General features: G+C 58.0%; 17 protein-coding genes and 1 pseudogene. 10 read left to right on the top strand and 8 right to left on the bottom strand.

Features of this window, described 5'->3' with window-relative positions:
- Window positions 1-2: 2 nt before the first annotated feature.
- From GT756_RS15245 to GT756_RS26235, 4 genes and pseudogenes are all read left to right on the top strand, one after another.
- Window positions 3-1,733, top strand: a complete 1,731-nt coding sequence (locus GT756_RS15245; protein WP_160124875.1) for a thiamine pyrophosphate-binding protein — start codon at window positions 3-5, stop codon at window positions 1,731-1,733.
- A 13-nt stretch (window positions 1,734-1,746) separates the two neighbouring features.
- Window positions 1,747-2,952: a multidrug effflux MFS transporter gene (locus tag GT756_RS15240; RefSeq protein WP_160124874.1), complete on the top strand. Its 1,206-nt coding sequence runs from the start codon at window positions 1,747-1,749 to the stop codon at window positions 2,950-2,952.
- A gap of 12 nt (window positions 2,953-2,964) precedes the next feature.
- A complete protein-coding gene (locus GT756_RS15235; protein WP_065800066.1) occupies window positions 2,965-3,753 on the top strand; it encodes an SDR family oxidoreductase in 789 nt (262 codons plus the stop codon).
- Between the two features lie 136 nt (window positions 3,754-3,889).
- Window positions 3,890-4,368: pseudogene (locus tag GT756_RS26235) on the top strand (MFS transporter); the annotation flags it as partial.
- Window positions 4,369-4,555: 187 nt separating this feature from the next.
- Here the strand turns inward: GT756_RS26235 and GT756_RS15225 are convergent.
- On the bottom strand, window positions 4,556-5,356 hold the full coding sequence (locus GT756_RS15225; RefSeq protein ID WP_004180956.1) for a hypothetical protein: 801 nt from the start codon (window positions 5,354-5,356) through the stop codon (window positions 4,556-4,558).
- A 124-nt stretch (window positions 5,357-5,480) separates the two neighbouring features.
- Complete coding sequence (locus tag GT756_RS15220; protein WP_114465747.1) at window positions 5,481-6,365, bottom strand: LysR family transcriptional regulator; 885 nt, start codon at window positions 6,363-6,365, stop codon at window positions 5,481-5,483.
- Between the two features lie 211 nt (window positions 6,366-6,576).
- Between GT756_RS15220 and GT756_RS15215 the strand changes: the two genes are divergently transcribed.
- Window positions 6,577-7,149, top strand: a complete 573-nt coding sequence (locus tag GT756_RS15215; RefSeq protein ID WP_100050923.1) for a flavin reductase family protein — start codon at window positions 6,577-6,579, stop codon at window positions 7,147-7,149.
- A 19-nt stretch (window positions 7,150-7,168) separates the two neighbouring features.
- Here GT756_RS15215 and GT756_RS15210 read toward each other — a convergent pair whose 3' ends face one another.
- The gene (locus GT756_RS15210; protein WP_004205765.1) at window positions 7,169-7,522 is read right to left on the bottom strand and encodes a helix-turn-helix domain-containing protein; all 354 of its coding nucleotides are present in this window, start codon (window positions 7,520-7,522) and stop codon (window positions 7,169-7,171) included.
- A gap of 333 nt (window positions 7,523-7,855) precedes the next feature.
- On the opposite strand from GT756_RS15210, the gene oqxA reads away from it, so the two are divergent.
- Window positions 7,856-9,031: a multidrug efflux RND transporter periplasmic adaptor subunit OqxA gene (gene oqxA, locus GT756_RS15205; RefSeq protein WP_053810055.1), complete on the top strand. Its 1,176-nt coding sequence runs from the start codon at window positions 7,856-7,858 to the stop codon at window positions 9,029-9,031.
- Between the two features lie 23 nt (window positions 9,032-9,054).
- Window positions 9,055-12,207, top strand: coding sequence for a multidrug efflux RND transporter permease subunit OqxB (gene oqxB / locus GT756_RS15200; RefSeq protein ID WP_004205762.1), 3,153 nt, complete (start codon window positions 9,055-9,057; stop codon window positions 12,205-12,207).
- A gap of 68 nt (window positions 12,208-12,275) precedes the next feature.
- On the opposite strand, the gene GT756_RS15195 is transcribed toward oqxB, so the two are convergent.
- The 4 genes from GT756_RS15195 to GT756_RS15180 form a co-directional block, all read right to left on the bottom strand.
- Complete coding sequence (locus GT756_RS15195) at window positions 12,276-12,755, bottom strand: Rrf2 family transcriptional regulator (RefSeq protein ID WP_004205761.1); 480 nt, start codon at window positions 12,753-12,755, stop codon at window positions 12,276-12,278.
- Between the two features lie 274 nt (window positions 12,756-13,029).
- Window positions 13,030-13,422 (bottom strand): DUF6379 domain-containing protein, encoded by a 393-nt coding sequence (locus GT756_RS15190; RefSeq protein WP_048325404.1) that lies wholly within the window; start codon window positions 13,420-13,422, stop codon window positions 13,030-13,032.
- A gap of 11 nt (window positions 13,423-13,433) precedes the next feature.
- Entirely contained in the window at window positions 13,434-14,447 is a 1,014-nt protein-coding gene (locus tag GT756_RS15185; protein WP_023290705.1) for a sugar phosphate isomerase/epimerase, read from the bottom strand.
- A 20-nt stretch (window positions 14,448-14,467) separates the two neighbouring features.
- Window positions 14,468-15,241 carry a TIM barrel protein gene (locus GT756_RS15180; protein WP_049093560.1) on the bottom strand — a complete coding sequence of 258 codons (774 nt, stop codon included), beginning with the start codon at window positions 15,239-15,241 and terminating at the stop codon, window positions 14,468-14,470.
- Between the two features lie 220 nt (window positions 15,242-15,461).
- On the opposite strand from GT756_RS15180, the gene GT756_RS15175 reads away from it, so the two are divergent.
- From GT756_RS15175 to GT756_RS15165, 3 genes are all read left to right on the top strand, one after another.
- Complete coding sequence (locus tag GT756_RS15175; protein ID WP_160124873.1) at window positions 15,462-16,919, top strand: MFS transporter; 1,458 nt, start codon at window positions 15,462-15,464, stop codon at window positions 16,917-16,919.
- 127 nt (window positions 16,920-17,046) lie between these two features.
- Window positions 17,047-18,546, top strand: a complete 1,500-nt coding sequence (locus GT756_RS15170; RefSeq protein ID WP_114465750.1) for a GMC oxidoreductase — start codon at window positions 17,047-17,049, stop codon at window positions 18,544-18,546.
- A 269-nt stretch (window positions 18,547-18,815) separates the two neighbouring features.
- On the top strand, window positions 18,816-20,063 hold the full coding sequence (locus tag GT756_RS15165; RefSeq protein WP_023290709.1) for an MFS transporter: 1,248 nt from the start codon (window positions 18,816-18,818) through the stop codon (window positions 20,061-20,063).
- Between the two features lie 11 nt (window positions 20,064-20,074).
- Here GT756_RS15165 and GT756_RS15160 read toward each other — a convergent pair whose 3' ends face one another.
- Entirely contained in the window at window positions 20,075-20,719 is a 645-nt protein-coding gene (locus GT756_RS15160; RefSeq protein ID WP_048325409.1) for a TetR/AcrR family transcriptional regulator, read from the bottom strand.
- Window positions 20,720-20,873: the final 154 nt, after the last annotated feature.

Below are 20,873 nucleotides of genomic sequence, written 5' to 3'. Positions count from 1 at the left end.
GTATGGCAAATCATATTTCTAAAAGGAACGAAACAGGAGCGGCATGGATTTTACGTCAATTGAAACAGCTCGATGCCTCACACCTTTTTATGGTGCCGGGTAAATTGATCAACGCCTTTATGCGGTGTTACCCACGGGATGTCCAGGCCGGGCCTGACGAATTCCCTGTCCCTATCGTGACAGCCTGTGAAACAGGAGCCGCATATATGGCTGAAGGCTATGCTCGCGTCTCCAGTGCTTTTGGAGTTTGTCTGGTCATCGGTGGTCCCGGGGTCACGAATACCCTCACCGGTATCGCTTCAGCTTATACGGATAATTTTCCAGTTTTACTGCTAGCCGGGCAAATTGCGTCCGGGATGGAAATGCGTAACGTTCTTCAGGACAGTACACAATCCGGTATTAATCAACGTGATATTTTTGCGCCAGTCACCCGGGCTGCTTACGAAGTTAAAGAAGGGCAACCGCTGAGTCTCTTTCTTCGGGAGTCGTTACGGGCGTTGAAAGGTGCGGAACGTGGCCCCGTCTATCTTGGAGTGAGTAAAGAAGTCCTCACCAGCGTTGACGCCTGCCGCGGCGAGATTACCGATAGCGTCAGTGATAGCTGGCAAAGAAAGCCAGTGGATCTGATTAAAATGCGCAGTTCGGCATTTGAAACTTTTATCGCCAATAATCAACGCTGCATCATTCTCGCGGGCCTGAGAGGCAAGACACCTGAAACCAGCAAAGCGCTGATAGATTTTGCCGAAGCTTACGGTTTTCCCGTCGCGACTACGCTGAGCGCAAAAGGGCTTTTTCCTGAAGATCATCCGCTTGCACTGGGAGTATATGGTTATTCAGGCCATCTTCGCGCCATTGAAGCCTTAAAAGATGGTGAACTCGATGGCGTTATTTTACTCGGTATGGATATGACACAGTGGAGCACGATGATCTGGTCACCCGACCTCCAGCCCCCAGGGGGAGTGATTCAAGTTGATATCAACGCAGACTACCTTGGCAAATTCATGGATGTGACTTGCGGCGTTGTCGCTGACAGTAGCGCATTTCTTGATGCGCTGAGCGAATATTACCATCCTATTTTGGCAGAGGGTCGCAACGTCCGTGAACCTTGGGTGCAACGGCTTATGACGACCTCACGCTGCATGCCGATCGGTGACGAAAGCCGCCACCCAGCTTCTTATGTTGGCCTTCTGCAGACTCATTTTCCTGACAATGGCATCGTCAGCGTTGACTCTGGCGCACATCGTTCTTTTTTTGGACATTACTGGGTTTCTCGTACTCCTGATGCTTACCTTTCTGCCACAACGCTGGGACCAATGGGATGGAGTATTCCAGCAGGCATCGGGGCCAGTTTTGCCGCTCCCGACCGAAAATGCATGGTTATTACCGGGGACGGGTGCATGTTAATGCAAGGAATGGAGCTAGCGACGGCCGCGAAGTATCAGCGAAATGTACTTTTTGTCGTCTTCAATAACGCCTCCTATGCCGCCAGTTATTTTAATAACAAAGAAAACCAGGCAGATCTTACCGATATTCCTGATTATGATTGGTGTCTTTTAGCCAAAAGTTTTGGTATCGAGGCAATTTCTGTTCAATCTCCAGAAGAGTTAGAAGGAATGATTGCGGACATTATGCGCAAGCAGACCCCTTTTTTGATTGAAGTAAAATGCGATAATTATCATGCAACACCTAATACTGAATATAACCGTCGTGTTAAAGCGCATCCACTTATTTAGAAGGTATGAGGAAATGGCTTCTCGATTAATTATAACCAACTCCTGTATTATACTTATTCTGGGTTTATTCTCTATTGACCTGTATAACCCCGCATTGCCTACGATTAAGGCGGCTCTCAATATCAGTAACGCACAGGCCCAGAGTCTGGTCGTCTGGTATCTGGGCGGTTTTGCAGTATCACAACTGGTTTATGGCCCTCTTTCCGATAAATACGGCCGCGTCCCGGTAATATTATTATCATTGCTCTTTTCTGCCGTAGGTAACTATTTGACCTCAACGGCAGATAGCTACCAGATGTTATCCCTCTTCCGGTTATTTACCGGGATTGGTGCCGGAGGCTGCCCGGTAATCAGTCGGGCCATTCTCAGTGATACATTTCGGGATAAATCAGAGCTGTCAAAATCCCTGGCTGTTTTCTCTATGGCCTCACAAGTCTCTCCCGCTTTTGCTCCAGTGATTGGCGGATACATTACGGAATATTTTCCATGGAAATATAACTTCATTGCCTTAGCGTTGATGATGCTTGCCGGGTTTATATTCGTCAAAATAACACTGCCTGAAACCTCACCCAGAAAAGCATTACCTGGCGGGCGTATTGCTGGATTTAGGATCTTATTCAGTGATTTAAACTTCATGATATATAGCGTGGTTTCAGCCGTATTATTCGCCATTACGATTGGGTATTTTACTGCTAGTCCCTTTGTTTTTCAGACACAATTTCACCTCACTTCTTCACAAAATGGCTATTTATTCATGATTTATTCTGCCGGAATTGTCATTGGATCCTGGCTGACTAAGCGATGTTTGTCACGAGCAACGCCGGAGAAAATTTTGATGGTCTCGCTGCCCTTGTTAGTAGCTTTCACGCTGCTGGCTTCTTTATCTGTTCACTTTACCAGCGTGCTATCCATCGGATTCATTGTGATTTACAGCTTTGCGGTAGGTCTGGGGTGTGGTCTCTCCTCACCTTTACTGCTGGGTATCAGTTTACACGGCCATGCCGACTTGGCCGGTACAGGAAGCGCGTTGCAAGGGGCTCTCAAAATGGCTGGCGCCGCATTGGTGCTGTGGTTTTTTGCCAGCGGGCGGACGGGCACAGCCTCAGGTCTCTTATCGGGCTTATTCTTACTCTCTCTGATTTGCCTTGTTCTGATCGCATTCGCACAATTCTGGACTGCACAGTCAGTCCATCAGCAATCATCCCCCGACAGAGATTAGCAGGAGCAAAACATGGACCTTGGCATTACAGGACGACAAGCGGTGGTGTGTGCCGCAAGCAGCGGGTTAGGCTTTGCCTGTGCCGCTGCGTTGGTGTCAGAAGGCGTCAATGTAACGATTAACGCAAGGCAAAGCGATAGACTTAATGAAGCCGTGCACTTGCTGAGGACCATCAACTCAGCAGTACGAATACAAGGCATTGCAGGCGATATCACGTGTCCCGAGGTACAAAATGCCGTACTGACAGCGACACCCACCGTGGATATTTTAGTAACCAATGCGGGGGGGCCGCCAGTCGGCGGCAGTCACGACTGGCCCCGTGAAATATGGTTGCAGGCGATTGAAACGAATATGCTCACCCCCATTGCATTAATTCAGGCTGTACTCGGCGAAATGAGAAACCGTCGCTTTGGACGTATTGTTAATATTACGTCCGGGAGTGTTAAAGCACCGCGGGGTACATTAAGTTTATCGAATGGGTCACGTGGGGGTTTAACGACTTATATTGCCGGTCTTGCCAGAAGTAGTGAGCTTGCCAGTCAAAATGTGACTATCAATAATCTCCTCCCTGGCGCATTTTCCACACCGCGATTAATGCAAACCCTGGCAACTGATGCACAACGCTGGGGAAAATCATCAGAGAGCATGGAGATTGAGCGCAAAAAACTTATTCCTGCCGGACGTTTTGGTATACCAGATGAATTTGGAGCCTGCTGTGCTTTTCTTTGTAGCATGAATGCTGGCTATATAACCGGGCAAAATATTTTGATTGATGGCGGGGCATATCCAGGGGTGTTTTGAATATGAAGTCGTTCTGGTAAATCGCCGTGGGCTTAGAGACAGTCAGGCCCTGGTTGGTAATGGCTGCTTACCCGGTATCCGGCGACCAGGTGCCAGTCATAGCGTTTTTTCCAGACAGAGTGTGGAAAAGACACCAGGGTCAGTAATTGCTGATAGCTTTTTGGACTAACTCATTGGGGGATTATCGTTGCCACGTTAAGTGCTGGCCTGATTGCAGAACGCTCCTTGCCCTGCGATGGCGTCACGGCGAGATCGCTTTATAGGCGTCATGCTGATATCACTTTGCGCAATGCCGATTTTTTTGTTCAGCCAGCTTGCATCGGCATTGAGGCTTACAGCCGCTTTTTTATTGCCGATGTCGCTTTTGGCCTGTTCGGCGTGTCCTGGGCTCATTCGCTAGATACGCATATTCCATAGAAGAAATTGGCTCGCGTATAGGCCTGTGATGCAGTGGGTTCGTTTGTGGCTATTTCCTTCGGTGAGACGGTCGCCGGACCGCTAGCAATATATTTTGGGGGCAGCAATGTACTCTTAGTTTCAGCGATGGCGGTAGTCATCGCCACTATAGCTGCCAGTATGGTTCCTGCAATTAGGCTGCTGGATAACTCATCATAGATTAAGTCCCAAAAGGTACGGTGCATGAACTGGATAAACTCTGATCGTCTGGCTGTGCGGAACAAACCGGGCCAGGGGTCGTTTTAGCGTTACCAATTACCCGCCCCCCCTCTCAGGATAAGACCACCCACAACATCTCGCGCAACCCTTATACACTCCGGCCGCGTCCGCGGCCGGAGGGATAGATTTACCCCTTGTGAGAATACGCGTCCAGCATGGCAAGGACCGCCCGACGCGCCGCATCGTCTGCGATATTGTCAGGCAGCGCATCAGCCCGCAGGTTGACATAAGCGTCAGCAGCCCTTCGAATGGCAATCCCGACGGAGTGACGATCGTGTGTTGCCAGAGTGGAAGTCAGCAGGCCATCGGGATCAATGCCGAGAGCTTCTATTCGACGAACGCCGCGTTGCGGTAGATTGGCGCGACGAAACAGCATCGGTCCCAGCACTTGTTCCCGGAAGAAAGACAGCATCCCCAGCGCTTCGAAGAGTTCCCCCCTGCCCAGTTTAACCACGGCATAATGCAGCCAGATCCAGGCCCGGGACTCAAACCACTCCGGCGTCATGTTCGGCCAGTGCGCGCTAAATTTTGCCAGCTGTCGCTTGAGAGCATCGTTATCACGGGTAAATAGCACGGCAGGCTCCTCAACGCGCTGAGTGAGCATGTCCAGGGTGATAAATTTCAGATCGACATGCAGAAGTTCCGGGCCAAACAGGCAGATCAGCAGGCGAGGCTCACCGACGTGTTCCCCGGTGAAAGCATGTAGCAGATGGCCGAGCGTTCCGGCGAACGCCATACGCTGAGCCATGATTTCGTCATAATAGAGAGGGTCGATCACCACCACGAAATCCAGATCGGAGTATTGATCAAACCCGCCATGGATAAACGAGCCGCCGGCGAGAAGGGAGTGGATCCGCGAATCGGACTGTAATTTAAGCTTCAGTTGCTCTGCGAAACTTCTGTGTAAGTCGGGTAGCGTATTCAGCATACTTTTTCCTATTCACAAAAAAGACAAAGCATTACAGAATATCGAGTGATTGATCGGCAGACCAGATATTTCTGCTGGAACCCTACCCTCCATCGCGAAGCGCTAAATGCAAGCAATACTCCCCTCAAACCACCTCGCTCATCCACTCAGCAAACGCCCGCACGGCGGGAGAGAGAAAACGCTGGTGCGGATAGAGCAAAGTGATGGGTACCGGGGGCGGCTGCCAGTCCGTCAGCACTTCCACCAGTCTCCCCTCCCGCAGGTGGTCAGCAACGATATTCTCCGCCAGCTGCGCCAGTCCAAATCCTGCCAGGCACATTTTTATATAGAGCCCCGTTTCATTCACCGCGGCGGTGCCGCTGATGGGTACAGAAAAAGTCTCGCCGTGGCGAACGAAGCGGAACTCATCGGCCCGCCTCGCCTGGCCGGAGAAGTAATGCACCGCCCGGTGCTGAGAGAGCGCCTCCGGTGACGGCGGCACGCCATATTCCCGAAGATAGTCCGGTGACGCGCAGGTGACCCAGCGAAAGCGGCCCAGAGGCCGGGCCACCAGGCTGGAGTTGTTCAGCTCTCCCGTGCGTATCACGCAGTCGATGCCTTCCTGAATGAGATCGACCGGCCGATCGCTGACCCCGATCATCAGGTAGATGTCAGGGTAGCGTCGGTAAAAGTCTTGCAGATGGGGCATGACGATCAAATGCGCGATGCCCGCGGGCATATCAACCCGCAGACGCCCCTGAGGCCGCGCCACAGACTCGCCCAGGCTGGATTCGCTATGTTCGATGAGGGCGAGAATTTCCCGGCACTGCGCCAGATACTGCATCCCTTCCGGAGTCAGGCTCACCCGCCTTGTGGTCCGGTTCAGCAGCCGCACCTTGAGGTATTTCTCAAGGTTTTTAATGGTACTGGTGACAGTAGAGGCTGGTAGGGAAAGGGTTTCCGCGGCACGCACGAAGCTCCCTGCCTCCGCGACGCGCACAAACATCTGCATAGCCTGGATACGATCCACCTTCTTTCTCTCCTGTAGCGAGCAGCTTACCGACAGATGGCATAATTATTCGTTGATTATGAATAATGAAAACAATTTACGCATCTTTTTGCGCTTAATCGCCTGGCGTATCGTTGCGCTGTGGATATCGCGTGAGGGGCCAAAAATGATCATGCCCTCAATAAATATCCAGAGAATCACCACGTTAAATAACACGCATAAAGGAAAAATAATGTCCGTTCAGCCTGTCGAATTACGTAAGGCGTATCGTTTATTGCAGGTCGGGTCCACCACCATGATTTCCGCAAAATATGATGGCGTCGAAAATGTCATGTCAGCCGCCTGGGTTGGGCTGGCAGGCGAGCGAAAAGTGGTGGCCTATATCGGCACCCAGGCCTTCACTCGTCAGCTGGTGGAAAAGAGCGGCTATTTCGTCGTGCAGATCCCCGTAGTCAGCCAGATGGCAACCGTCCTCTACGCTGGCGGGCGCAGCTATGCCGATGCGCCGGATAAAAATGACACCATCCCCTTCTTTTATCAGCCGGAGTTCGATCTCCCCCTTGTGGCAGGCTGCGCGGGCTGGCTGGTGTGTAAAGTGATGCCTTACCCGGACATCCAGCAACAGCACAATCTGTTTATGGGTGACATCGTCGCCGCCTGGAGCGATGACCGGGTATTCCGTAACGGGCACTGGATTTTTGATGATGCGCCGGACGAGCTGCGGACCGTTCACTATGTCGCTGGCGGGCAGTTCTATGCCATCGGCAAAGGCAGCAAATTCGATCATGGACCGGGTAAGGACTGACCCTCCCCGGTCATGAAGATCACTGACGAGATGTCTGCGCGGCAGAGCGGCTGATACTCCGGCGCCAGACGCCGGGCGCCTGGCCATACTGGCGCTTGAAGCTGCGGTTGAAGGACTGCTGGGAGTCAAAGCCGAGGGCGATCGCCACGTTGAGGATCGGCTCGTTGCTGTGGGCTAAGCGTTCAACCGATTTTTGCAGCTTTTGCGCCCGGATATACTCCCCGAGGGGGTGCCCGGTATGTTCTTTGAAGATCCGCTGCAGGTGCCACTTCGAATAGCCGGCTCGCCGGGCAACGGTATCAATATCCAGACGGCTATCAAGATGGTTGTCGATCCAGTCGATCAGATCCTGAATGATGGCGCCAGTGTTCATCATATTTCCCCCTCGCGGCCGGTTAAAAGCATCTTTAGCAGTTGCATTAAAAGGTGGCCTGGTTTTACACAAAATGCAAGTTTTATTGTTGCATTTAAAACCCTGCCAGGATCGCGCCTTTTTTCTCCGGTGAGGATCGCACATAAAGTGCAACAATTATTCTTGCACTTAGTTAAGCGCCTTCCTACAATCGCCGCGATAGTGTATTCGAAATTGTTACAATTTTGTGGCGATGATCGACACAAATGGCCTTAAGCCTGCCCGGACAAAGGAAGTGGCGCAGCCTCTCAGGCTGCGTCTTGCCCGGCGGCTACAATGACTGGAATAAAAATAATGAGCCTGCAAAAAACCTGGGGAAACATTCACCTGACCGCGCTCGGCGCGATGATGCTCTCCTTTCTGCTCGTCGGCTGCGACGACAGCGTCGCGCAAAACGCCGCGCCGCCCGCGCCTGCCGTCAGCGCCGCTAAGGTGTTGGTGAAGTCGATCAGTCAGTGGGATAGTTTTAACGGTCGCATTGAAGCGGTGGAGAGCGTTCAGCTCCGCCCCCGCGTCTCGGGATATATTGATAAAGTGAATTATACCGACGGCCAGGAGGTGAAAAAGGGCCAGGTGCTGTTCACGATAGACGACAGAACCTATCGCGCCGCGCTGGAGCAGGCGCAGGCGACGCTGGCGAGAGCCAAAACGCAGGCCAGTCTGGCGCAAAGCGAGGCGAACCGCACCGATAAATTAGTTCATACCAACCTCGTCTCCCGTGAAGAGTGGGAGCAGCGCCGGTCAGCCGCGGTTCAGGCCCAGGCCGATATTCGCGCCGCGCAGGCGGCGGTGGATGCCGCGCAGCTTAACCTCGACTTCACCAAAGTGACTGCCCCTATCGACGGCCGCGCCAGCCGGGCGCTGATCACCAGCGGCAACCTGGTCACGGCGGGCGACACCGCCAGCGTGCTCACCACCCTGGTCTCGCAGAAGACGGTGTACGTCTACTTTGACGTCGACGAGTCAACCTACCTGCACTATCAGAATCTCGCCCGCCGCGGGCAAAGCGCCTCCAGCGATAACCAGGCGCTTCCGGTGGAGATCGGCCTGGTTGGCGAGGAGGGCTACCCCCATCAGGGCAAAGTGGATTTTCTCGATAATCAGTTAACGCCGAGCACCGGCACCATCCGCATGCGCGCCCTGCTGGATAACTCGCAGCGGCTGTTCACGCCGGGGCTGTTTGCCCGCGTGCGTCTGCCGGGCAGCGCGGCGTTCCAGGCTACGCTTATCGACGACAAAGCGGTGCTCACCGATCAGGATCGTAAATATGTCTATATCGTTGATAAAGATGGCAAAGCGCAGCGACGTGATATCACGCCGGGGCGGCTGGTCGACGGTTTACGCATCGTGAAGCAGGGTCTGAAGCCTGGGGATAGCGTCATCGTCGACGGCTTACAAAAAGTGTTTATGCCAGGTATGGCGGTTAACGCCAAAACCGTTGCCATGACCCCCAGCGCCGCCCTCAACTGATCCCTTATCAGAGAATCCAAGACATGGACTTTTCCCGCTTTTTTATCGACAGGCCCATTTTCGCCGCGGTGCTGTCGATTTTAATTTTTATCACCGGGTTAATCGCCATCCCGCTGCTGCCGGTGAGCGAATATCCTGACGTCGTGCCGCCCAGCGTGCAGGTGCGCGCGGAGTATCCCGGCGCCAACCCGAAAGTGATCGCCGAGACCGTGGCGACGCCGCTGGAGGAAGCGATCAACGGCGTTGAAAACATGATGTACATGAAATCGGTCGCCGGCTCCGACGGCGTGCTGGTGACCACCGTGACCTTCCGCCCGGGTACCGACCCGGATCAGGCGCAGGTTCAGGTGCAGAACCGGGTCGCGCAGGCCGAGGCGCGTCTGCCGGAGGACGTGCGCCGTCTGGGGATCACCACCCAGAAACAGTCCCCGACGCTGACCCTGGTGGTACATCTGTTTTCGCCAAACGGTAAGTACGACTCGCTGTATATGCGCAACTACGCCACGCTGAAGGTGAAGGATGAGCTGGCGCGCCTGCCCGGCGTCGGCCAGATCCAGATATTTGGCTCCGGCGAATACGCGATGCGCGTCTGGCTGGATCCCAACAAGGTGGCCGCCCGCGGTCTGACGGCCTCGGATGTGGTGACGGCGATGCAGGAGCAAAACGTCCAGGTCTCCGCCGGTCAGCTTGGCGCCGAGCCGCTGCCGCAGGAGAGCGATTTCCTGATCTCGATTAACGCCCAGGGCCGTCTGCATACCGAAGAAGAGTTTGGCAATATCATTCTGAAAACGGCGCAGGACGGCTCGCTGGTCCGCCTGCGCGACGTGGCGCGCATCGAGATGGGTTCCGGTAGCTATGCGCTGCGCTCCCAGCTCAACAATAAGGATGCGGTCGGGATCGGTATCTTCCAGTCCCCTGGGGCTAACGCCATCGATTTGTCGAACGCCGTGCGTGCCAAAATGGCCGAGCTGGCCACCCGCTTCCCGGAAGATATGAAATGGGCGGCGCCGTACGACCCGACGGTTTTCGTCCGCGACTCCATCCGCGCGGTGGTGCAGACGCTGCTGGAGGCGGTCGTGCTGGTGGTACTGGTGGTGATCCTGTTCCTGCAGACCTGGCGCGCATCGATTATCCCGCTGATCGCGGTGCCGGTATCGGTGGTCGGTACCTTCAGCATTCTCTATCTGCTGGGCTTCTCGCTGAATACCCTGAGCCTGTTCGGGCTGGTACTGGCGATTGGTATCGTGGTGGATGACGCCATCGTGGTGGTGGAAAACGTCGAGCGCAATATCGAAGAGGGGCTTGCGCCGCTTGCCGCGGCGCATCAGGCGATGCGAGAGGTCTCCGGGCCGATTATCGCTATTGCGCTGGTGCTGTGCGCGGTGTTCGTGCCAATGGCGTTTCTCTCGGGCGTGACCGGTCAGTTCTACAAGCAGTTTGCGGTGACCATCGCCATCTCCACGGTGATCTCGGCCATCAACTCGCTGACGCTCTCCCCGGCGCTGGCGGCCCTGCTGTTAAAGCCGCACGGCGCGAAAAAAGACCTCCCTACCCGGCTGATCGATCGTCTGTTCGGCTGGATTTTCCGTCCGTTTAACCGCTTTTTCCTGCGCAGTTCGAACGGCTATCAGGGGCTGGTGAGCAAAACCCTCGGCCGCCGTGGCGCGGTGTTTGTGGTGTACCTGCTGCTGCTCTGCGCCGCAGGGGTGATGTTTAAAGTCGTCCCCGGCGGGTTTATTCCCACCCAGGACAAGCTGTACCTGATTGGCGGCGTGAAGATGCCGGAAGGTTCGTCGCTGGCGCGCACCGATGCGGTGATCCGCAAAATGAGCGAGATCGGGATGAATACCGAAGGGGTCGATTATGCGGTCGCCTTCCCCGGTCTTAACGCGCTGCAGTTCACCAACACGCCGAATACCGGGACGGTCTTTTTTGGCCTGAAACCGTTCGACCAGCGCAAACACTCGGCGGCGGAAATTAACGCGGAGATTAACGCCAAAATCGCGCAAATCCAGCAGGGATTTGGCTTCTCCATCCTGCCGCCGCCGATTTTAGGACTGGGTCAGGGATCCGGCTACTCCCTTTACATCCAGGATCGCGGTGGGCTGGGCTATGGCGCGCTGCAAAGCGCGGTGAATGCGATGTCCGGGACGATTATGCAGACGCCGGGGATGCACTTCCCGATCTCGACCTACCAGGCTAACGTGCCGCAGCTGGATGTCCAGGTCGATCGCGATAAGGCGAAAGCGCAGGGGGTATCGCTGACCGATCTGTTCGGCACGCTGCAGACCTATCTCGGCTCGTCTTATGTCAATGACTTTAACCAGTTCGGGCGTACCTGGCGCGTGATGGCCCAGGCTGACGGGCCGTACCGCGAGAGCGTGGAAGATATCGCCAATCTGCGCACCCGCAATAATCAGGGCGAAATGGTGCCGATCGGCAGTATGGTGAATATCAGTACCACCTACGGGCCGGATCCGGTGATCCGCTACAACGGTTATCCGGCGGCGGACCTGATTGGCGATGCCGATCCGCGCGTTCTCTCCTCCTCGCAGGCGATGACGCTGCTGGACGCCATGTCTAAACAGGTGCTGCCGAATGGGATGAATATTGAATGGACGGATCTCAGCTTCCAGCAGGCCACCCAGGGCAACACGGCGCTGATCGTCTTCCCGGTGGCGGTGCTGCTGGCGTTCCTCGTGCTGGCGGCGCTGTATGAAAGCTGGACCCTGCCGCTGGCGGTGATCCTTATCGTGCCGATGACGATGCTCTCCGCGCTATTTGGCGTCTGGCTGACCGGGGGCGATAACAACGTCTTTGTGCAGGTGGGGCTGGTGGTCCTGATGGGCCTGGCCTGTAAAAACGCCATTCTGATCGTCGAGTTTGCCCGCGAGCTGGAGATTCAGGGCAAAGGCATCATGGAGGCCGCGCTGGAGGCGTGCCGCCTGCGTCTGCGCCCGATTGTGATGACCTCCATCGCCTTTATCGCCGGGACCATTCCGCTGATCCTCGGCCACGGTGCAGGAGCGGAAGTTCGCGGCGTCACCGGGATCACGGTGTTCTCCGGGATGCTGGGGGTGACGCTGTTCGGTCTGTTCCTGACGCCGGTGTTTTACGTGACGCTACGGAAACTGGTGACCCGCAGTAAGCCGGTCCAGGAGGATCTGCCCGCCTAGCCTGCAGCAGATAACAAAAAACCGCCTTCACAATTTGAAGGCGGTTTTTTTTCGTCACCAGAAAATGATTAATGCGCTTTTTTAAAGCGGGCGATCATTTCCGGTACCGGGTCGCAGCCGCTGGTATCGGCGTTTTTGAGCGCCTCCAGCGCGCTGGCCACGGTATGGCGAGCGAGGACGTTCAGCGAAGCCTGCTCCGCTTCGTCAGCGACCGATTTGAAGTACCAGCAGGCGTTGGCGCTGACCACGCAGCGGGCCGGGACCTCAGGACGCGACGCCCACAGTTTTTTATCTTCGATAACGGAAAGGTAGATATCACGCAGAGTGATTTTGTCCGCCGGGCGGCCAAGATGAATAGAGCCGTTGCGGCCAAGCGTGGAGACAATGATGCCGTCACGGGTGAGCGGAACCATTAATTTGCGGATAAAGCTCGGGTTGGCTTCCAGGCCGTAGGCCAGAATCGCACTCGTTGAACGTTCACCCATCTGCTCCGCCATTGCTACGCTGAGAACCATCTGCAAAGCTGTCGGGAAGCGGTAATCTAACATGGTTTTGTCCTGGGTTGCGGTGAATCTTGTTCTTTTTGGCACCGCAGAGGTGAGTAATCAATGAACAACAATATAACAAATACGGGAATTTTTTTGAAGCAATCTGCGGTTAGCCTGCGAAGTAAATTTTCTGATTTCGTCCGCAAAGACGGGCTGAGAAACCGCGCTCTTCCGTACCGGTTTTACTGAACGGCAATCTCCTCACCGTTTCCCAGTGACTGCCCCCTGCGTTAAAGAAATCCGCTGCCATAACGGCAGCGGATCCTGCAGGGTGTTATGCCGTTAATTCCAGCTCGGTTTCAAAGGTGGTCACCGGCACAAACGGCAGATAGGAGATCCGCAGCCTCTCGGCCACCTTCAGGCGATGCCAGCCGGCCGGCAGGCCACCGGGTTTGAGCACCGTGATGGTCGCCTTTTCACCGAAGTTCCACCGGTCGTCGTAGACGCTCTCCAGCTCGTCGAGCGTCCACTCCCGGCCGCGCAGCGCCAGGCGGATCGCCTGCCGCGGGATGGCTTCGCCGTTGAGGGTCACGGCGATATCTTCCACCATCGACAGACCCAGACCGCGGTAGTAAGGCAGACGGGCCAAAAAGCGCACGCCGATAACTTCTCCGTCGCGGGTGACGTTACTGAAACCTTCGCGGCAGATAATATGCTGATCAAACATGATAATGCTCCTTACTGGCCCAGCAGCGCCGGGGGTGGGGTTTCATCTAACAGGCGACAGAACATCAGCTGCTGGCGGCGGACCTGCTCCAGGCTGTCCACCTCCTGCGCGTCTTCCACCCAGCGGTTGCCTTCATACTCGGAGCACACATACCCCTCATAGCCGCCCTTCTGCAGCACGCGGAAGATCTCATCGTAGGGAATCGACCACTCGCTTATCTCATCGGTCATCTCATAGAATTTGGCATGAATGTTGTGGATCCGCGGCATAAAATCGAGCATCCGCTTCGGCTCGAACGCCGCGTTGTGGCGCAGCGTTTCCGCCATCGCCAGCTGCGGGCCCGGCCCCCATTTTTGCATCACATCCAGGATCACGTATTCGCTGAGCGTCCGCTCCTCATAGGCTTTCTCGATAAAATCCGCTGCCGCCTGTGGGCAACCGTTACGAATAAAGCGCTCTTTCCACACCCGCGGGAAGCGGGCTAAAAACATTCCCATATCCGGCAGGAAGCCCAGCGCCCGGGTATTGGCTTTTTCATAGGCTTCGGCATGACGAATAATCCACGGATGATCGAAATGCAGCGGGGCGTGCACTTCCAGCAGAATGGTGATCCCTTTGTCTTCCGCATACGGCGCCGCCGCCACCAGCACCTCCGGCGCCACGGAAACCAGAGAGCGGATAAAGCGCATGCCCAGCCGGGCGGCAAAATCGATGTCGTTTTGCACGCTGCGCACCTGCTCGTCAAACGGCATCGGCCGGTCTTTATAACGCTTATAGTCGAGCATAAAGTCATGGCACACCGGCACCGTGTCATGGCGCTGCATCAGACGGTGCCAGTCGGCGATCGCCGCCTCCGGCATGCCGCACTCCGGCCAGCCGGCGAAGGTCTGTTCGCCGACGACTTCAATCCCGCGGGCGCCGAACGCCGCGCAGTGACCGATCGCCTGATCGAGGGACATCTTGCCGAGATAGGTCTCATTCTGAAAACTGTACAGACTGACGCCGCGTTTTATTTTCTGAGTCATAAAAGTACCAGGTAAGTTGGTTAACAGGATAAGCCGGTCGCTTCGCGGGCGCGGGCCACCGAGGCCGCTGCGGGCAGCGACGGTTTATACTCCAGGCCAATGGCCCCGTTGTAGCCCAGGCGTTGCAGCCGGGCGATCACATTGGGCCACTCGCCGCTGCGCGGATCCGGTTCGTTACGATCCGGCGCCTGCGCTATCTGCACGTGCCCCACCCGATGCATTCTGCCGCCGAGCACCTCCTCCATCTCCTCTTCCATCACCATCGAGTGATAGACGTCAAACAGTAGCTGCAGCCGCGGGCTGTCGACCGCCTCGATAATGTCCAGCGCCAGCCGAGTATTGTTTAAGAACATCCCCGGATGATCGATGCGGGTGTTGAGCGGCTCCAGCAGCAGAGTGACCCCGGCGGCTTCCGCCAGCGTCGCCGCCTGGCGCAGGATGTGGATCGCCTGCGCCTGCTGTTCGGCGATCGCCACCCCTTCGCGGCTGAAGCCGGAGGCCACCACCAGCGGCGGCGACCCCAGCTGGCGCGAGACCGCCAGGCTGTCGCTCACTGCCGCCAGAAACTGCTCATGCTCCGCCGGATCCACCAGGCTGCGCCGGGGCTCCACCACGAAGCTCGACAGCCTCACGCCGGTCTCCTCCAGCGCCTGCGCCAGCGCCGCCAGCGGTTTATCACGCCAGAGATGAAACTCAACGTGGCTGAATCCCTGCGCTTTCGCCGCCCGGACCCGATCGCTGAAATCGGGATACTCTTCACGAAACAGCCATTCAATACATGCGGACAAATACATCCGACCCCCTTCTCTACTTGCCAGATCAAAACAAACAAAATTAGAATAAGAATTCTTATTCTGTTTCGGAGCGGCAGTGTGACGCCTTCCCTTCTGGCATCGCGGTCAACAGCAGGATCCGACGCGGCATAACCAGAATGAGTGCTCTAATTCTAATCTCTGGTTGCTATAAATTGTCAACATCATTTAACAAGTTTTTAACCAAATCTGAAGGTACATCATGCTCAATAACGCTTCGGCGGCCACGGTTCAGGCGCCTCCCTATACCAGCGAGCGGCAGCGCACGCTGGCCACGCTGGTGGTTTCGATAGCGCTGGTGCTGGAGATCATCGACGTCTCGATCATTAATGTCGCCATCCCGGTGGTACAGCGGGATCTGCTCGCCAGCCCGCGGCAAATTGAATGGGTGGTCACCGGCTACCTGTTCTTTTTCTCCATTCTGCTGCTCACTGGCGGTCGGCTCGGCGATCTGTATGGCTACCGGCGGCTGTTTATCAGCGGCCTGCTGGCGTTTGGTGCCGCATCGGCCGGCTGCGGACTGGCCGCCAGCCCGGAGATGCTGGTGGCGATGCGTATTGCGCAGGGGGCCAGCGGGGCAATGATGGGCCCGCAAATTCTCTCCCTGATGCAGGTGCTGTATCGCCCGCACGAGCGTTTCCGGGTGATGAGTATTTTCGGCCTGCTCGGCGGCGCCGCCGGGATCCTCGGCCCGGTGCTCGGCGGGATCATCATCGAAAGCAATCTGTTCGGCCTCAGCTGGCGGCCGATCTTTTTGATCAACGTGCCGGTGATCGTTATCGCCGTCGCTCTCGCCTGGCGGGCGCTGCCGGCGGTGCGCAGCCCGGAGGCCAAAGGTATCGATCCGCTGGGAACCCTGCTGGCGGTGGTGGGCGGCGGCGCGCTGCTGCTCACCTTGATCGAAGGCCCCGCCCTGCGCTGGCCGCTATGGATGGCGCTGCCGCCGCTGCTGTCGCTCATCACGGTGTCACTCCTCTGGCGTCATCTGCTGGGCCGTGAACGCCGGGGCGGCACGCTGCTGTTTCCCCCCGCGGTGCTTCGCGACCGCTTCTTTCGCGCCGGGATCGTCATCACCCTGCTCTATCAGCTGACCACCGCCTCGCTGCTGCTGGCCACCGCGCTGGTGCTGCAGAGCGGACTGGGCTTCAGCCCGTTCCATACCGCCCTGCTGCACATCCCCTTCGCCCTTGGGGCGATGTTTTCCATCGCCGTCGCCGGCCGCCGGCTATCGCCTCGTCTTGGGCGTAACGTGACGCTGGTCGGGGTGGCCGTGCAGATGAGCGGCCTGCTGCTGATGGGCTACGGGATCGCCACGGCGCCGGGAACGCTGGCGCTGACCGCGCTGGGTCTAGGGTTCGGCCTGTGCGGCTGTGGGATGGGGCTTATCTCCGCCCCACTGCCGGCCTTTGCCATGGCGGCGATCCCGGTGGCCCACGCCGGCGCGGCGTCGGGATTATTTCGCACCGGCCAGCAGTTTGGCGCCGCCCTCGGCATGGCGACCCTCGGCGGATTCTATCTGGCGCAAAGCGCCTCCGCGCCGGATGCCTGGCGCGGGGCCTTTATCACCCTGCTGACCCTTGGCGCCCTGATCCTGCTGGCGATTGCCGCCCTCAGCCGCCTGCTGCCCGCCTCAGTGCTTCCCCCGGCGGGTAAGCCATGACCTATCGCGTCCGGCAATGGCTGCTATCATGAGGAACCATTTATCAGGACGCACAAAGCTGTAGTACCTATTTTCTGTACACCTGCAACGGGCATGCGCCCGGAGAACAACAAAGGCATGGACTGATATGGATGAAAACATCGATGTACTGATTATTGGCAGCGGCCCGGTGGGCGCCACTTTCGCGCGACGGATTGCCGATCGCCGCGCCGCGCGGATCCTGGTGGTGGAAGCCGGCGAAGCGCTGACGTCCGCGACCGGGGTTAATATCCGCAACCTGGCGCCAGCGCAGCGGGAAACGGCCTACGACCGCGCCCGGGCGTTTCCGCTGGCCGCCCTGCCGGAGAACCTGCCGGCAGACGCCCTGCAGGCACGGCCCGGCACCCACCTTCTCGACCCGGCGGCGCCCCACAGCGGCATGCCGGCCGCCGCGCTCTCCACTAACCTCGGCGGCATGGGCGTCCACTGGACCTGCGCCTGTCCGCGACCGGGCGGCAGCGAAGTCATTCCCTTCCTCGATCCGCGGGAGATGGCCGACGCCTGGGAGTCGGCTGAGCATTATCTGCAGGTGACCCGCGAAGGATTTCCGGCCACCGCCATCGGCCGGCAAATCGTCGATGCCCTTAATCAGCACTTCGCCAGCGACCGTCCGCCGGCGCGGCTGGCGCAGCCTATGCCGCTGGCCTGCGCCGCGACGCCGGAGGGCAAGCCGCTCTGGTCCGGCGTCGACGCGGTGCTTGGCGAGCTGGCGGAGGAAGAGACCCGCCGCCAGCGCGGGGTGGAGATCCGTACCGCCACCCTGTGCACCCGGATCCTCAGCGAGGACGGCGTCGCCTGCGGGGCGGAGCTGCGCGATCTGCGTACCGGCGAGCAGTACGTGGTGACGGCCAAAGCGGTAGTGGTCGCCGCCGATGCGCTGCGTACCCCTCAGCTGCTGTACGCCTCGGGCATCCGCCCGCGGGCGCTGGGGCGCTGGCTCAACGACCAGCCGCAGGTGATCGCCCTGATTGAAGTGGACGCCCCGCCGGCCGCCGCCGCGCCGACCTCCCCGCTGCGCGACGGACGGGACAATGTCTCCGGCGTCACCTGGCTGCCGTTCCATGAGCCTGATTTCCCGTTCCACGGTCAGCTGATGCAGATGGATACTTCGCCGATCGCCTTTACCCAGCCGCCGGGGACTACGACGAAGCCGGTGGTGGGCCTGGGGCTGTTTCTCGCCAAGGAGCTGCGCGAGGAGGATCGAATCGTCTTCAGTGATGACACCGACGCCGTAGGGCTGCCGAAAATGCAGCTTAACTATCAGTTAACCGACGGCGATCGCCGGCGTTTACAGCAGGCGGTGGCGGTGACCGAACGCGTCGGCGCCGCGCTGGGCCGCGTCGCGCCTGGCGGTGAGGCCATTATCCTGCCGGCGGGCACCTCGCTGCATTACCAGGGAACTTGTCGCCTGGGAGAAGCGAACGACGGCACCAGCGTGGCCGACCGCCGCTCGCGGGTGTGGGGTTTTCACAATCTGTACGTCGGCGGCAACGGCGTGATCCCCACCCCAACCGCCTGCAACCCGACGCTGACCAGCGTCGCGCTGGCGATCCTCGCCGCTGACGATATCGTGGCGCGCCTGCTGTAGCGCCTCTGGCTTACCGGGGCAAAAGCGGCCCCGGCTCCTCGCGAAAGGCGACATCGGTCGCCTTTTTATTGCCGCAAAACCCACATAAAACCAATGGTATTTTTGTTTGTGATGGATCACATACGTAATCACAATTTTTCCCCGCGCCGTTCCTGCTCCTACTCTTAAATCCGCGGCTATTCCCGCCGCCACCTGTATCCCTGACCTGCATACTAAAAAACCGCGCCGCCGCCAACGACAGGCGACCCGCGCGATAAAAGGAGAACGTCGTGAGCCATAGCCTGAATCCGCCCCACGCGCCACAAGCCGGCGCGATCCAGGGCATCATCATCGCCCTGACCGCCTTTCTGCCCATCCTGGCGATCGTTTCCCTGGCGCCGGCGGTCCCGACGCTGATCCAGCACTTTGCCGGGGTGCCTTATGTCGAAACCCTGGTGCCGCTGATGCTGACCGCGCCCGGACTGGTGATCGCCATCGCCGGGCCGTGCACCGGCTGGCTGGCGGATAAATTTGGCCGCCGTAAACTGCTGCTCAGCGCCACGCTGTTGTATGGCATCTGCGGCACTATGCCGCTGTACATCACCTCCCTGACCGGCATCTTTTGCAGCCGCCTCGGCGTCGGGCTGGCGGAGGCGGTGGTATTGACCATCGCTAACACCATGCTGATCGATTACTTTGACGACAAACAGCGCCGCTTCTGGCTGACGGTGCAGGGGGTGATTGGCCCGGCGCTGGCGGTGCTGGTGCTGGCCAGCTCCGGCTATCTGACCGCCCTGCGCTGGAACGGCGCCTTTATGATCTACTTTGTCGCCATCCTGCTGTTTCTGGCGATGTACTTCTGGATGTTCGAACCCGCTCAGGCGGCCCGTCCGCAGCACGCCGCCCAGGCGGCGCAGCATAATCCGTTTCCGTGGCCGCGAGTGATCGCCCTCAGCGTGCTTACCTTTGTCTGCGCCATCATTTATTACGTGTACACCATCAACGGCGCCAACGCCTTTCATACCCTGCAAAACGCCAGCCCGCAGCGTATCGGCCTGATTATGTCGCTGGTCAGCCTCGCCGTGCCGGTCGGTTCGCTGCTGTTCGGTCTGGTCTCCCGCCGCTATACGCCGGAGCGCGTGCTCGCCATCATGCTCTGCCTGATGGGGATCGGAATGCTGGTGGTGGGCGAATCGCGGACGCTGATCGCCATGGGGATCGGCTCCGCCATCCAGCAGCTGGGTGCCGGCATGGCGATTAATGCGATGATTTACTGGGTAGGATCGTTGATTCCGCCCGCCTACTGCGGCCGGGCGATGGGCGCCTGGTCCGGGGCCTTCTTCGCGGGCATGTTCGTTAGCCCGATTATCGTCGGCGCGATCCGCCTGCGGGCCGGGAACGATGTGCTGAGCGCCTTCCTGACGCTCGGCATCGCGGCGCTGGTGCTGGCCGCCGCGATATTTCTTTATACTTTCTCCCGCCATAGCCAGCGCCTGCGTCAGCACAAGCAGGCCAGCGCCTGGCAGTTAGCGAAGTAAAATCCCGCGGCTTAGCCGGCCTCGACGGGGGTAATCAGATAGCTCAGACACATCATGCCCAGATGGCGTTTGAGCTGTTCCCAGTCGCCCTCACCGGCGGCTTCCGCCGCCGATCCCAGGCCGAGGAAGCGCGCCAGCGCGGCATACGAAACCGTAAAGCAGAAGCGGGCGGCCTGCTCTGGCTCCGGGTGGCGGATCTCCGCCGCGGCATCGAGCAGCTGGTCGATAAAGGTCTGCTCGTTTTTCTGGTAAGCGGCTTTCCCAATTCCCGCCACGCGCTCATCATCCGCCCGCGCCATAAACGGCCGCAGGATCCCGGCATGGCGACGCAGATACTCCGCCTGGACATCCATCAGCGCCGGAAGCCGCTGGCGCAGCGGCAGATTGCGCGCGTGCAGCTGCTGGATCAGCTGCTGCCATTCGGCGTCCAGCTCCTGCATCACCTCCATCATGACGGCGATAAACAGATCTTCTTTGCCGCCGAAGCGGGCATAGATCGAGCCGACAGAAACGCCCGAGCGTTTACTGATTTCAGCAATGGTCAGCAGCTCAAAGGTGCCTTCATGCAGGATTTCACGGCTGGCGGCCATCAGCCGCTCCAGCGCCACCCGGCTCCGGTCCTGTTTCGGCTGGCGCATCGCGGGAAGATCGGTCATCGCAGTTCTCACCTCTTTATCCATAGAAAACCCCCGCAGTGTATTGCAGTTAGCGACCGCGCTGCAAATTGCCCACCCGACTCCCCCGTCGGCGATGTGACAAAAGTGTGATGGCGGTCATTTTCATTCTTTGATAAACAACTAGAATCATAAT

Source organism: Klebsiella sp. Q2 (assembly GCF_009900705.1).
Lineage (GTDB): Bacteria > Pseudomonadota > Gammaproteobacteria > Enterobacterales > Enterobacteriaceae > Klebsiella > Klebsiella quasipneumoniae.
The sequence above is the reverse complement of the archived record's forward strand: the minus strand, read 5'-3'. Positions and strand labels throughout refer to the sequence as shown.